General features: G+C 59.5%; 12 protein-coding genes and 4 pseudogenes. 4 read left to right on the forward strand and 12 right to left on the reverse strand.

Going from position 1 to position 12451, the window contains the following annotated elements:
• A pseudogene (locus FHX09_RS20670) lies at positions 1–101 on the reverse strand (aminotransferase class I/II-fold pyridoxal phosphate-dependent enzyme); the annotation flags it as partial.
• 98 nt (positions 102–199) lie between these two features.
• On the opposite strand from FHX09_RS20670, the pseudogene FHX09_RS20675 reads away from it, so the two are divergent.
• From FHX09_RS20675 to FHX09_RS20690, 4 genes and pseudogenes are all read left to right on the forward strand, one after another.
• Positions 200–295: pseudogene (locus tag FHX09_RS20675) on the forward strand (universal stress protein); the annotation flags it as partial.
• A 7-nt stretch (positions 296–302) separates the two neighbouring features.
• Positions 303–600 (forward strand): annotated as a pseudogene (locus tag FHX09_RS20680) (metal-sulfur cluster assembly factor).
• A gap of 18 nt (positions 601–618) precedes the next feature.
• Positions 619–897: a DUF6522 family protein gene (locus tag FHX09_RS20685; protein ID WP_132588180.1), complete on the forward strand. Its 279-nt coding sequence runs from the start codon at positions 619–621 to the stop codon at positions 895–897.
• 527 nt (positions 898–1424) lie between these two features.
• The gene (locus tag FHX09_RS20690) at positions 1425–1898 is read left to right on the forward strand and encodes a hypothetical protein (protein ID WP_132588181.1); all 474 of its coding nucleotides are present in this window, start codon (positions 1425–1427) and stop codon (positions 1896–1898) included.
• A 526-nt stretch (positions 1899–2424) separates the two neighbouring features.
• Here the strand turns inward: FHX09_RS20690 and FHX09_RS20695 are convergent.
• The 11 genes and pseudogenes from FHX09_RS20695 to FHX09_RS20745 form a co-directional block, all read right to left on the reverse strand.
• Entirely contained in the window at positions 2425–4209 is a 1785-nt protein-coding gene (locus FHX09_RS20695; RefSeq protein WP_184450561.1) for a flagellin, read from the reverse strand.
• A 359-nt stretch (positions 4210–4568) separates the two neighbouring features.
• Positions 4569–5043: pseudogene (locus tag FHX09_RS20700) on the reverse strand (gluconokinase, GntK/IdnK-type); the annotation flags it as partial.
• The gene (locus tag FHX09_RS20705; RefSeq protein WP_184450562.1) at positions 5012–5767 is read right to left on the reverse strand and encodes an SDR family oxidoreductase; all 756 of its coding nucleotides are present in this window, start codon (positions 5765–5767) and stop codon (positions 5012–5014) included. The pseudogene FHX09_RS20700 and the gene FHX09_RS20705, both read right to left, overlap by 32 nt.
• A gap of 10 nt (positions 5768–5777) precedes the next feature.
• Positions 5778–6809 carry an L-idonate 5-dehydrogenase gene (locus FHX09_RS20710; RefSeq protein ID WP_132588183.1) on the reverse strand — a complete coding sequence of 344 codons (1032 nt, stop codon included), beginning with the start codon at positions 6807–6809 and terminating at the stop codon, positions 5778–5780.
• An 8-nt stretch (positions 6810–6817) separates the two neighbouring features.
• On the reverse strand, positions 6818–7765 hold the full coding sequence (locus tag FHX09_RS20715; RefSeq protein WP_184450563.1) for a 2-hydroxyacid dehydrogenase: 948 nt from the start codon (positions 7763–7765) through the stop codon (positions 6818–6820).
• A 34-nt stretch (positions 7766–7799) separates the two neighbouring features.
• Positions 7800–8474 carry a 4-carboxy-4-hydroxy-2-oxoadipate aldolase/oxaloacetate decarboxylase gene (locus tag FHX09_RS20720; protein ID WP_184450564.1) on the reverse strand — a complete coding sequence of 225 codons (675 nt, stop codon included), beginning with the start codon at positions 8472–8474 and terminating at the stop codon, positions 7800–7802.
• 99 nt (positions 8475–8573) lie between these two features.
• Complete coding sequence (locus FHX09_RS20725; protein WP_245505405.1) at positions 8574–9323, reverse strand: ABC transporter substrate-binding protein; 750 nt, start codon at positions 9321–9323, stop codon at positions 8574–8576.
• A gap of 111 nt (positions 9324–9434) precedes the next feature.
• Positions 9435–10202: an amino acid ABC transporter ATP-binding protein gene (locus FHX09_RS20730; RefSeq protein ID WP_132588187.1), complete on the reverse strand. Its 768-nt coding sequence runs from the start codon at positions 10200–10202 to the stop codon at positions 9435–9437.
• Complete coding sequence (locus tag FHX09_RS20735) at positions 10199–10960, reverse strand: amino acid ABC transporter permease (protein ID WP_132588188.1); 762 nt, start codon at positions 10958–10960, stop codon at positions 10199–10201. Before FHX09_RS20735 ends, FHX09_RS20730 begins: the two co-directional genes overlap by 4 nt.
• The gene (locus tag FHX09_RS20740; protein WP_132588189.1) at positions 10957–11664 is read right to left on the reverse strand and encodes an amino acid ABC transporter permease; all 708 of its coding nucleotides are present in this window, start codon (positions 11662–11664) and stop codon (positions 10957–10959) included. The genes FHX09_RS20735 and FHX09_RS20740 overlap by 4 nt, the downstream gene beginning before the upstream one ends.
• On the reverse strand, positions 11661–12419 hold the full coding sequence (locus FHX09_RS20745) for an SDR family oxidoreductase (RefSeq protein ID WP_007795100.1): 759 nt from the start codon (positions 12417–12419) through the stop codon (positions 11661–11663). Before FHX09_RS20745 ends, FHX09_RS20740 begins: the two co-directional genes overlap by 4 nt.
• Positions 12420–12451: the final 32 nt, after the last annotated feature.

Here is a 12451-nt window from a genome sequence, read left to right on the forward strand (position 1 = left end):
ATCGCGCCGTACTTGTCGGCGAGATCGCAAATCTCCTTGATCGGCGCGATATCGCCGTCCATCGAATAGACGGATTCGAACGCGATCAGCTTCGGCGCCTTGCTTGCACGCGCGCTTGCAAACGTGGAAGCAGCCACCAAAAGAGCACCATTTCAACAGCCGGCGCTATTCTTCGCCGCTAACCACAGAGGAAACGCCAATGGTTCAGCTTCGTGAACTCGATGTTCGACAGATACTGCGTGATGGCGGGATGCCCTTCCAGCTAATAATGGATACGTTTGCCTCCCTCGATCCGGGCGCCGATGTGCGGGCCTAGCCTCACTCGTGACGCCGTCCTTGATGCACTTCGAGAAATCGAAGATCCCGAGGTCGCAACCTCGATCGTCGACCTCGGGCTGATCTACGACATCTCGATTTCAGAGGACGGCTTCGTTATCGTGGAAATGACAACAACCACCCGCTTCTGTCTTGCTTCCGGTTTTCTCACCGAGGCGGTAAAGATCCGGCTGGGGGCGTTTGGAGCAGGTAAGCAAGGCACAAGTCCGGCTTGTCTACGACCCGCCTTGGTCGCCTGACATGGCGGAGTTGTTTTCATTCTAGTCCCATGGAGCGGCAGGCATGACCATCAAGGGCCAAGTTGATCTCGACGAGCTGACTGTCGATGCATCCTATCTGGCGGGCCGGTTTGGACTGTCGCTGGCAGCCTTTCGACGTTACATGGCGCAGGGTCTCGTTCGTAGCAGGGTCGAAATCGGTCAGGAAGCGGACATCGGAAAGACACGCCTGACAGTTCGCCTCGGAAATCGAGTATGGATCGCGGTCTTGGCGGCCGATGGCAGCGTTGTGAGCGAAGAAACCAGATTTGCGGCGTCGGCTCCTCCTCGCCCAGCCACGTAGACGATTTTGCGGATTCCTAAGAAACACTCAGCCGGGGCCACCCTGGTTGAACAGACTGGTAGAGCGAGCTGCGTTGTGGGCTCTGCATCAGCAGATTCGACGGAAGCGCAACGACGCGGCTGCAGGGGGGCGGCATTTGTGATCACCCACACAACAGCTCGTGGATCCCGTAATTTCCATTGCCAACTACCTGAATTGCATCAAAATGCGGCAGCAGCGCTCAAGGACCGTACACATGCAAATCAATGAAAGTCCCTTATTCTCGGCTCTTGAAGAGCGTTCTCTCCATCCAAGGCAAGCCGACGGGCTCCTACGAAGATCCAACAGTATCACCGGGCGGTGGCAGGCGGTCAGAACCTGGTGTTCCGCATAAGGTTGGTACGTCCTAGAAATCAAAGAGGCGGCAACTTGGAAGTGGTTTGATTGCCACAAATGATTGAGTAAGAAGATTAAATGAGATCGGTCTCGAACCAGCCTTGCCCGTCATCGGTGCCTGCTTTAGCTCATGAAACAAATGGAACCCGCCGATGATCTTCATGATAGTCGCGGTCGCAATCTTGTTAGTTTTTTTCTTCCTGTTTCCCCGCCCCACGTTGATTGCGCTGATTGCGGTCATTTTTGTCGGCGCTGGCGTCGGGGTTTATGTTTACTTCCAGCAATCCGACCGCAACAACTCCGCGAGCTTGGTTGTTGGCACGAGCACCGGCACCCAAGGCTGCCTCGACCCTGCCAAGCCAGTTTTCGTTCAGTTGTTCAACGGCTCCGACCAGTATGTCAACGTAGTACGCTTCCGATTGGTCGCGAAGCGCCCAGGCTTCAGCATTGAAGCTTACTCCGACTATCTCAGCAGCTACAAGATCATTGAGCCGCATGGCGTTTACGGGACATGCTGGGCGCTCAATCAGTATAGAGGCTTGGAGACCTTGCCAGACAAACCTTCGCCCAAGGATTTTGAATGGAACGTGGACATCTCATCAGTAGATTTCGCTGAGGATGAGTAGGTGTCGGTCCATTTGTGAATTCTTCAGCCCCGCCGTTGACTACGCCCTTGTTCTTCCCTCGGCGTGCTTGATATCAGGCGACTGCTTAGTCCCGAGTTCGTTACCAGTATTTTCAAAAGGCATGACCTTGCCACGCTGACCGCTTGGCCACCACTACACCTGCGGCATTGCCTTTGGAGGCCCATCTAAACCGGTACGCTGGAGCAGACACTGTCGCTAGGAACTGCGCCGCCTGCGGTGGATACGGCTCGATCGCCGCAATGCGATCGGACGCTGAGCATAACTTGGCAAGGGCGCAAGCGTTGGGCGCAAAAGAAAGTGCGATCTCGGGACATTTCTCGCAGGAACAAAGCTGGCCTGAGCCACGCGTCGCAGATTTCGTCGGCGACTAACCGGACACTTAAAAACGCTATCCGGCACTTACCTTGAGCTAGAAAGCGGCCACGAGGAAAGAGAAGCGTTGGCGTACTGCCCGTGCTAACCATGGCCGCTTGTATCCCGCAACGTGCTCCATCCTGCTATCTTGCTATTGAAACAGCTGCAGCACGCTCTTCGGAGAGCCATTCCCAATCGAAAGGGATTGCAACGCGAGTTGCTGCTGAGTCTGCAACGCAGCCAGCCGCGATGACTCTTCTTCCATATCGGCGTCAACCAAGCGACCGACTCCTGTATTGAGGTTGGCCGCGAGCCCATGTGCGAAGGCGGCTTGGATATCGATGCGCTTTTGAAGGGAACCTAGAACGCTGGCCGCAGACACAACGTCGGAGAACACTAGGTCCGTATAGCTCAAATAGACGTCCAGCATCTGCGGATTGGCGACGATATCGATCTCCATGAAGTCGAGATCAGAGATTGGCTCGATACTGACCGATATATTAGTGAAGCCGATGTATGATTTCGTTCCTGAGAGGCGATCAACATTGTTGTCTGACCGGATGGAAATGCCGTTGCCGCCCGTCTCTTCGATGATTACATCAGGCCAATCGGCTGACACGAGGCTTTTGAGCAGCGTTACCATCTCCGTTGGCGTCTCCACCTTGCCCGTGTCCTTTCCCAGAAGATTGTTTACGTAGGCCCGATTGAAGGAGGAGCTCGTCGGGGCCTGCCCGTTCACGTTGAAGCTGAAGAAGACCTCGACTCCATCGAGGTTGTCGCCATCCTTGTAAACCTCGAAGGGTACAAAAGTGATCGGCAGTTCCGACCCGCGCGTGCCGAACGCTGAGGCATTGCCTATCCCACCCGATCCGACCGTGCTGCTGAAGTTGCTGATCTCAACGTAGGAGCCATCAAGACCAGACGTCTCGTCAGTCCATATGGCGATTTTATCGGGGTCGGCGATCCATGTTTTCATCGCCGCATCCCACTTGGGTACCGTGCGAGCCGTTGCCTGTGCGCCCGACGCATCGAGTGCAATATTCAGGACTGCGATGTACTGCTGAAACGTCGATATCTTGCCATTCAGGGCTGGGTTGTAGGCGTCGACGGTCGCTCTCGTAATCTCGACGGGCGGATAGGTCGCGCCGGTGTTATGCGGCGGCGGCACCTCAGCTGAATTGTCTTTGTCGACCGTTACGTTGAAGGAAATGTTATCTGAAGCCCCGAACGTGAGCGGTCCGGAAAATGTATATTCAATGGCTGCGGAAGTACCAAGGGAGCTGTTGACTTCGCTCATCCAGATTTCGCCATCGTTGTCCATGAACGTGTCGAAGTCTCTTATTCCTCCAAGGGTCTTTAGTTTACGGGTATCGGCCTCCAAGAGTCCGCCGCCCGTGCTGTTGAAGAGTGCTATTTCGGCGAGATGGGCCGTGGTGGTCTTTACGGAAACATTACCGGACGCATCGCGGACAAATGCGGACACTACTGTTTCGACGTCGAGATCGCTATCGTTGATATCTTCTATGTTGGAGCTGAGCCAGTTCTCACCATTGAAACTCGCAGAATGCGCGATGCCCCAAACCGTTTGCTTCAATTGATCCAGGTCGGCCTGAACCTTGGTTTTATCGACGCCAGCTTCCGTCGCTGTCACCAGCTTCGCCTTAAATTCTGCGAGGACATCCGTCACTGCCGTCATTCCCGCGTAAGCGGTGTCTACCTTCGCCGCGCCCGTTCCCAAAGCATCAGAAACCGCAGAAACCGCCTTAAGGTCTGACCTCATCGTGGTTGCGATCGCCCAGTAAGCCGCATTGTCCGAAGCACCATCGATGCGAAGTCCCGAGGACACCCGCCTCTGGGTTCCTTGCATGTCTGAGTTGATTTTACGCAGCGCTTGGAGCGCAATCGACGCTGAACCATTCGTTAAAATTGAGGTCATCGTAACCAAGAAAATAAAACTGGTGATTGGATAGCAAACCGCGATTCGCGCGTCATGCAGCTTATAGATGCGAAGCTAGGCCGAGTATGGTTAACGAGTCATTTCTGGCGTGTAGGAAATCTGATGATGCCTCACAACTATAACGTGGAAACCTCCCATGCAGAGGGTCAAGTGCATTCCCGGTTCGGTATAGAACGAATGTTGCCGCCCCAGGCTTCCCGCCACCGCAAGGCGAACGCAAGGCCGCCGCGGCTCCAAACTTTCTCGAGCCAATATGGACAACGGAAACTGGGTGTCTCGCCCCTTAGAGTTCTGCTGTCCAGAGCGCCGTCGCCATGTAGCCTATGCCCATCGAGGGCAACAACCGTTTCGATCGCATTGTCGATGCCGACGGTGATTGCGAGTTTTCGTCCGCCTCGGGCGGTTCGAGAGCTGCGAACTGACTGAAGTGGCCGGAGCGGGCGCCCATGCGGGCGGCGATCAGCTCTTGTCTGCCGGCGAGGTGGATGAAGATGACAGGTCCATGCGCTTGCGCGCATATATGGTCACGGTAGCGACGCTTTAACACCGAACAGCCGACGATGAGGATACCGTCCGGTGCGGCGAACCTTTGGCCAACGAGGGACCATGGCTCACGGTCCTCGTCCGTCAGCGGCTCGCCCGGCTCATTTTGGCGAAGTTTTCGGACGGATGCAGATCGTCGCCCTCAAGGTAGGTGGCGCTCAGGCGAGCGGCAAGCGCCACGCCCACGGCGGATTTTCCCGAACCCGCGACGCCCATGACCACAATGCGCCGGAACGCCTCAGAGCGAGGCTGTGATGCCGCCGTCGACATAAAGCACATGTCCGTTCACGAAGGAGGAGGCGTCGCAGGAGAGGAAGATGCAGGCGCCGACCAGTTCCTCTATCTTGCCCCAGCGGCCGGCCGGCGTGCGCTTTTCCAGCCAGGCCGAGAAGGTCGGATCGGCGACGAGAGCGGCGTTCAGCGGCGTGTCGAAATAGCCGGGGGCGATCGCATTGCATTGCAGACCGTATTTTGCCCAGTCGGTCGCCATGCCCTTGGTCAAATTGCCGACGGCACCCTTCGTCGCCGTATAGGGCGCGATGCCGGGGCGGGCAAGCGCGGTTTGGACGCTGGCGATATTGATGATCTTGCCGGCGCCGCGTTTGATCATGTGGCGCGCGACGGCTTGGCCGACATTGAAAACCGTGGAGATGTTGGTCTTCAGCAACCGTTCGAAGGCGTCGGCTGGAAAATCTTCCAGCGGCGTGCGGTGCTGCATGCCGGCATTGTTGACGAGGATGTCGATGGCGCCGACCTCCGCCTCGAAGCCATCGACGGCCTTGCGCACGGCCTCATGATCCGTGGCGTCGAAGGCGAGCGTGTGCTTCACGCCGAGGCTTTCGGCCGCCGCCTTCAGCTTCGCCTCGTCGCGGCCGTTGAGGATGATCTCTGCGCCAGCCTCCCCAAGACCTTTTGCCAGTTCATAGCCGATGCCCTGCGAGGAGCCGGTGACGAGAGCCCGCCTGCCCGTCAAGTCGAAGAGTTGAATGCTCATGTGCCCTTCCTTAAGCGAATGCGATTTGCGTCTTCATCGACTGCCCCTTGTCCGAGGCAATCTCGAAGGCCTTCAAGGCATCGGAAAGCGACAGGGTATGGGTGATCAGCGGTTTGACGTCAATCAGACCGGCCTGCATCAGCCTGACGGCGACCGAAAATTCCTCATGGAAGCGGAAGGAGCCGCGCAGGTCCAGTTCCTTCGCCGTGATTGCCATCATCGGAAGGCTCATTTCACCGCCGAGGCCGAGTTGGACGATCACGCCGCGTGGGCGCAGAGCCTGGATGCCGGCGACCAGGGCCGGCGCGGCGCCGGAGCATTCGTAAAGGACATCGAAATAACCCTTGTTTTGACTGTAGCCGGCAAGGCCCTCCCGGTCTTCCGACAGGTTGACCGTGCGGTCCGCGCCGACCTTGCGGGCAAAATCGAGCGCTCGTCCCGACAAGTCGGCCGCGACGATCTCGCCGGCGCCCGCCCGGCGGGCAGCGAGGATCGACAACGTACCGATCGGTCCGCAGCCGGTGACGAGCACGCGCTTGCCAAGCATCTCGCCTGCGCGGCGTGTGGCGTGCAGCGTCACGGAGAGCGGCTCGGCCATCGCCGCCTCCCCGGCGCTAAGGCCGTGCGCCTTCACACACTGACTGGCCTTGGCAACGAGCCGTTCACGGAAGGCACCCTGGATATGCGGGAATGGCATGGCCGAGCCATAGAAGCGCATATTGAAGCAATGGTTCGCAAGACCCTTCAGACAATACTCGCACGTGCCGCAGGGGCGCGACGGCGAGACGGCAACGAGGTCGCCGATGGCAAGATCGGAAACGCCTTCACCCACGGCAGCGACATGGCCGGCAACCTCATGGCCAAGGATCATCGGCTCCTTCAGGCGCACCGTGCCGAAGCCGCCATGGTTGTAGTAGTGCAGGTCCGAGCCGCAGATTCCGCCGGCGGCAAGGCGGACCTCCACCTCGCCGAGACCGGGATTTTCTGGCTCCCGGTCCTCGATGCGGAGGTCTTTGGCCGCATGGATGACGATCGTTTTCATCGTGGCCCTCACAGAACCGGGGTTGGTAGCGGCCGACCCTGGAAATGGGCCGACAGGTTGTCGAAGACCAGTGCCCCCATCGCCCTGCGGGTCTCAACCGTGCCGGAGGCCATATGTGGCTGTAACAGCACGCTGTCGAGCGCGAGGAAGCGCGGGTTCAGGTTCGGCTCGCCGTCGAAGACGTCGAGCGCGGCCGAACCCAGCGTCTTCTTTTCGAGTGCATCGAGCAGCGCCTCTTCGTCGATGTTAGAGGCGCGCGAGATATTGATCAACATCCCCTGGTCCCCAAGCGCCTCGATCACCTTGCGGCCGACGATGTGGCGCGTCTCGGCGCAGGCGGCGAGCGTGACGAAGAGGAAATCGGAACGGGCGGCAAGTTCCACCGGATCGGCGATGAAGGTCCAGTCCTTTGCGTAGTCCTTCGGGCTGGTATCGCTGTAGGCGATGTCCATCTCGAAACCAGCGAGACGTTTTGCCACCTCGAAGCCGATCCGGCCAAGGCCGAGGATACCAACGCGTTTGCCGTGCACGCGGGTCTTCAGTGGATAAAGGCCCTTCCTCGCCCAGTCGCCGCTCTTGACCCAACTTTCGCCGCCGACCATGCCGCGTGCCTGTGCAAGCAACATGGCGACGCCGAGATCGGCGACGTCCTTGGTGAGCACATCTGGCGTGTTTGTGACGCGGATGTTGCGTTCGCGCGCCGCTGCAAGGTCTACCGCGTCGAAGCCGACGCCGTAGACCGAGATGATCTCCAGCTTCGGCAGCGCCTCGATCATGGCGCGGTTGGCTCCAAGCTCGCCGCGCGTGGCAATGCCACGGATGCCGGCGCCGTGCGCGGCAAGGAACGCTGCCTTGTCCGGAGCTTCGAAATAGCGGTGCATGGTGAAGGTCGCATTCAACCGTTCCTCGTCCCATGCGGGATAAGGGCCGACCTGCAACAGCTCGATTTTGCTCATGATATGTCCTTTGACAGTCCCCGAGGTTCGCCGGCTACGCCTCGACGATAAGGCCCTTTGCCTTCAGCACCGGCTCCAGCTTGCTGACTTCGATGACCGATTTGCCTGCCTTGTAGGCGGCGATGTATTTTGCCTCGGCTTCTTCGCGCGCCTGGGAAAGCCGGGCCACTTCGAGTGCCTCCTCCTGCCGGACGACGACCAGTCCGTCGGCATCGCCCACGATGATGTCGCCGGGATGGATGAGCTCTCCGCCAACGACGATAGGATCGTTGGTGGACGCCAGGGTCTCCTTGACGGTCCCCTTGATGCAGACGCTGAGCGAAAAGACCGGAAAGCCGAGCTCGCGCAGTTGGAGCGTGTCGCGCACGCCACTGTCGGTCACCAGCCCGCCGATGCCCTTTGCAAGGCAGGCATTGGCGAGCACGTCCCCGAAGGAGCCCGCCTCCTCATATTCACCCGCCGAGACGACGATGATATCCCCGGGCTGTGCATAATTGATCGCGAGTTGAAGCATGATGTTGTCGCGCGGCGCGCAGCGCACGGTGAACGCTGGGCCGCATAGCTTCATACGATAGTCGACCGGCTTGATGCGCGAGGAGAGCGCCCCGCGGCGCCCCTGCGCCTCGTGAATGGTTGCCGGCGAGAATTTGGCGAGCGCTTCGATTTCGGCGGTGGACGGGCGGACGGGCATTTTCTTGATATGCGTCATGATTTTTCCCACGGTTGGTAGTAGCGGCGGGCACGGAGCCCGCCGTTGAAGTTGTTCAATCCATTTCGGAAAACGAGCAGCTACGTGGGCCCTTCCCCATCAGGGAATCGGGTCGAACTTCAGCTCGGAGAGCGGCGCGACTTTGTCCGTGCGGGTCATCTTGTATTCGGTGTCTGGGCCAAGCCATTTGTCCCAGATCTTGTTGATCTCGCCGCTGTCATCAAGTTTGTGGAGCACCTCGTTGATCTTGGCCGTCAGCGCCGGCTGGTCCTTTGCCATGCCGATGCCGATCGGCTGAAACAGCATGGGTTCGGGGATCATGCGCATCGCCTTGCCCTTGGTCTTCGACTCATTGACCAGCTTGGTTGTCGTCATGGTGTTGGCGACCATGCCGCGCGCCTTGCCCTGCTGGGCGGCGAGATAGGCCGAGGCGGTATCCTGGAACGTCAGCGGTTCGGACTTGTTGAGCTTGATGGACATTTCCGAGGTCGAGCCCTTGGTGGATGCGATGCGCTGCCCGACATAGTCGGACTTCGATTTGCCGGGGTCATCTGCCGGAACGATCAGCATTTCCTTGGCGAGGTAATAGGGATCGCTGAACTGGATCTGCTCGGCGCGGCTCTTGGTATAGGCGAGATTGGCCACGGTGATATCGACGCGACCCAGCTTGACTTCCGGAACGCGGGCTTCGACCGAAACTGGCTTGATCTCGGCCTTCACACCAAGTTCGCGGGCAATCGCGCCGCACAAATCGACGTCGAAGCCTGCCATTTCGCGCGTTTTCGCATCTGGTGAAGCGAATGGCGGCACGTCCGCGAAGGTCGCGCAACGCAGCGTCTTGTTCGTCATGATGTCGTTGAGCTGGTCGGCCTTGACCGGGCCGGCGAGCGCTGCCGCCGCGACTGTTGCCGAGACGATGAGATGCCTGCACTTCATAACTGTTCTCCTTTGTGGTTGGTATTAGTGACGCAGGTCTGCGAGGAACCGCTGCGCGCGGGGATGCTTCGGGCTTTTGAAAAATTCCTCTGGGGTGGCCGTCTCGATGATCTGGCCGCCGTCGATGAACCAGATGCGGTCAGCGACATCGCGGGCAAAACCCATTTCGTGCGTGACGCACATCATGGTCATGCCTTCGGCCGCCAGCGACTTCATCACACTCAGAACCTCGCCAACCATTTCCGGGTCGAGCGCGCTGGTCGGCTCGTCGAAGAGCATGACGGGTGGTTCCATCGCGAGCGCGCGGGCAATCGCTACACGCTGCTGCTGGCCGCCGGAGAGTTGTGCCGGATAGGAGTCCGCCTTTTCGCGAAGGCCGACACGCTCGAGGAGCTTTAGCGCCTTTTCATGCGCCTGCGCGGGCGCTATGCCCTTCACGCGGATCGGCGACATGGCGATGTTGTCGACCGCAGAAAGATGCGGGAAGAGGTTGAAGCTCTGGAAGACAAAACCGATGCGGCTGCGCAGGCGGTTCAGCTCCCGGCCGCTCATCGGCGCGTGGATGTCCTGCCCCTCGAAGAAGATCGAGCCGCTGTTGATCTCCTCCAGCCGGTTCACTGTGCGGATCAGCGTTGACTTGCCCGAACCCGACGGGCCGCAGATGACGACCACTTCGCCGCGCGAAACCGCAGCGTCGATCCCTTTCAGCACGTCATAGTCGCCGTAGCTCTTGCGGACATCGGCAAGCCGGATCGTCTGATCCTTCCCGGATGTGGATAGTGAAGCGGTCATGGCTGCTCCGTCGCATTGGGTGTCAGGGAAATCGCAAGTTGGCCACGACGCTTGGGGGCAAGTCCCGCGCGCCGGCGCGTGATCCGCCGCTCGATGACATTGGTGAGCGAGGTGAGCGACCAACAGATCAGGTAGTAGGTCAACGCGAGGATGAGGAAGACCTGGAAGGGCTGCGTGAGGAGCTGGTTGTTGACCTGGCTGGCAGCGAAGGTGAGGTCCGGCACATTGATGACGTAGCCGAGTGTCGTGTCCTTGATCGTCGCCACGAAGGTCGACAGCATGCTCGGGATCATGTTGTAGAGCGCCTGCGGCAGGATGACGTAGCGCATCGCGCCGAAGTAGCTGTGGCCGAGGGCGCGGGCCGCATCCATCTGGCCCTGCCCGAGAGCGAGGATGCCGGCGCGGATGATTTCGCTGAGGAACGCGCCCTGGTAGACAACGAGGGTGGCCAACATGGTGAAGAAGCTCGGCACGTCGGCGCCCGTCAGCAGCGGCACGAGAAAATAGCTCCACAGCACCAGCATCAATAGAGGCACGCCGCGTGTCACATAGACCAGTATCGTCACCGGCAAACGCAGCGTCCGATACGTCGAAAGGCGCGCGAAGGCGAGCAGGATGGCGAACGGAAAGGCGATTGCGATGCTCAAGGCCGAGAGGATCAGTGTATTGGCAAGGCCGCCGAGTGGTCCGTTCGGATATTGCCCAATGAGGAGCAGCAGCCAGTATTCGTCGATGATGGCGATCAGGTCGTGGATCATCGTCTGGCTCCATTCGCAGGATCGGCCCGCCAAGTGACGTAGGCGCCGGCGGTCATGATCATCAGGGAGAAGAAGAGGTAGAGGAGCGTGCCGATCAGGTAGATCTCGAAGGTACGGAAGCTGAGATTTTCGATCTCCTTGATGGCATGACTGAGTTCCGGGGCCCCGATCACGATGGCAAGGCTGCTGTTCTTGAAGAGCGAAACGCTGTGGTTGACGAGGGCTGGCAGCGCGTTGCGCACACCCTGCGGGATCAGCACGAAGCGCATGGCCGAGACGTAACCGTGGCCGAGGGCGCGCGCCGCTTCCATCTGGCCCGGATTGACCGAGCGCAGGCCCGAACGCAGGTCCTCGCTGAAATAGGCGGCCTGGCAGAGGCCGAGTCCGATGATCGCGAAGATCACCTCCGCCGAATGGGCCGAAAGCCAGTCGGACAGTCCTGAAGGCAAGATCGTGTAGATGCCGAAATACCAGAGCATCAATTGCACAAGCGTCGGCACGTTGCGGTGATAGGAAACGTAGGCGGCCACGACGGAATTGCCGATGCGGCCTGGCGCAAAACGGATGGCGAGCAGCAGCAGCGCAAGGCTCATCGCCAGCAGCCAGGATGAGATGGCGATGACGAAGGTCATCTCAATGCCATGCGCGAGCATGGCAACATATTCCGGATTGGCGAGGATGTCGGCGAGATCGAAGCCCTTCACGGCTGCGGCTCCTTGGCCTGTGGGCGCGCCGTCTGCAGGCCGCCCATCACCTGGAGCGTCGGCGTGATTTCCATGTGACCGATGTTGACGGCAATGGGCGCTGCAATCGCGAAGGCGATGGCGTCAGCAATGTCAGAGGCCTGCGGTAGCTCGAAACCGTCGATGAAGCGTTCCCGTACCGACGGATCATTGCCGTGCACGTGGCTGAAGATGTCGGTTGCAACACGGCCGGGGCAGATCTCCGTTACTCGAACCCGCTTGCCGAACGTATCGATCCGCAACTGGTTCGACAGCATGCTGACGCCGGCCTTGGTCGCGTGATAAGTGGAGTTGCCGCCGAAATTGTAGATGCCGGCAATCGACGAAATGTTGATGACATGGCCGCGGTCGCGCGCAGCCATGCCCGGGACGATCAACCGGCACAGATGGAGGACCGCACGCAGGTTGACGTCGACCAGGAGGTCGATGTCGCCATCCTCCGCTTCGAGGAACTTCTTCGGCCGATCGACGCCGGCATTGTTTACCAGGATGTCGAAGTCCACTTCGCCGGCGAGTTTGGCGAGCGCGGCGCGATCGGTGACGTCGATGGCGTGGGGAATGCAGCCAGTGCGCTCGGCCAGGTCCTGGAGCGCCTTTGCGCTGCGGGCCACTGCATGCACTTCGAGGTTCTCGCGCCGGAGCCGTTCAACGACCGCGGCACCGATCCCCGAGGATGCTCCGGTCACGAGTGCCGTTTTGTAATCGGAAAATGACATTGGAGTTCCCCTGTTGCTGGAAAAGAGAGTAG

Source organism: Rhizobium sp. BK538 (assembly GCF_014197575.1).
Taxonomy (GTDB): Bacteria; Pseudomonadota; Alphaproteobacteria; order Rhizobiales; family Rhizobiaceae; genus Rhizobium.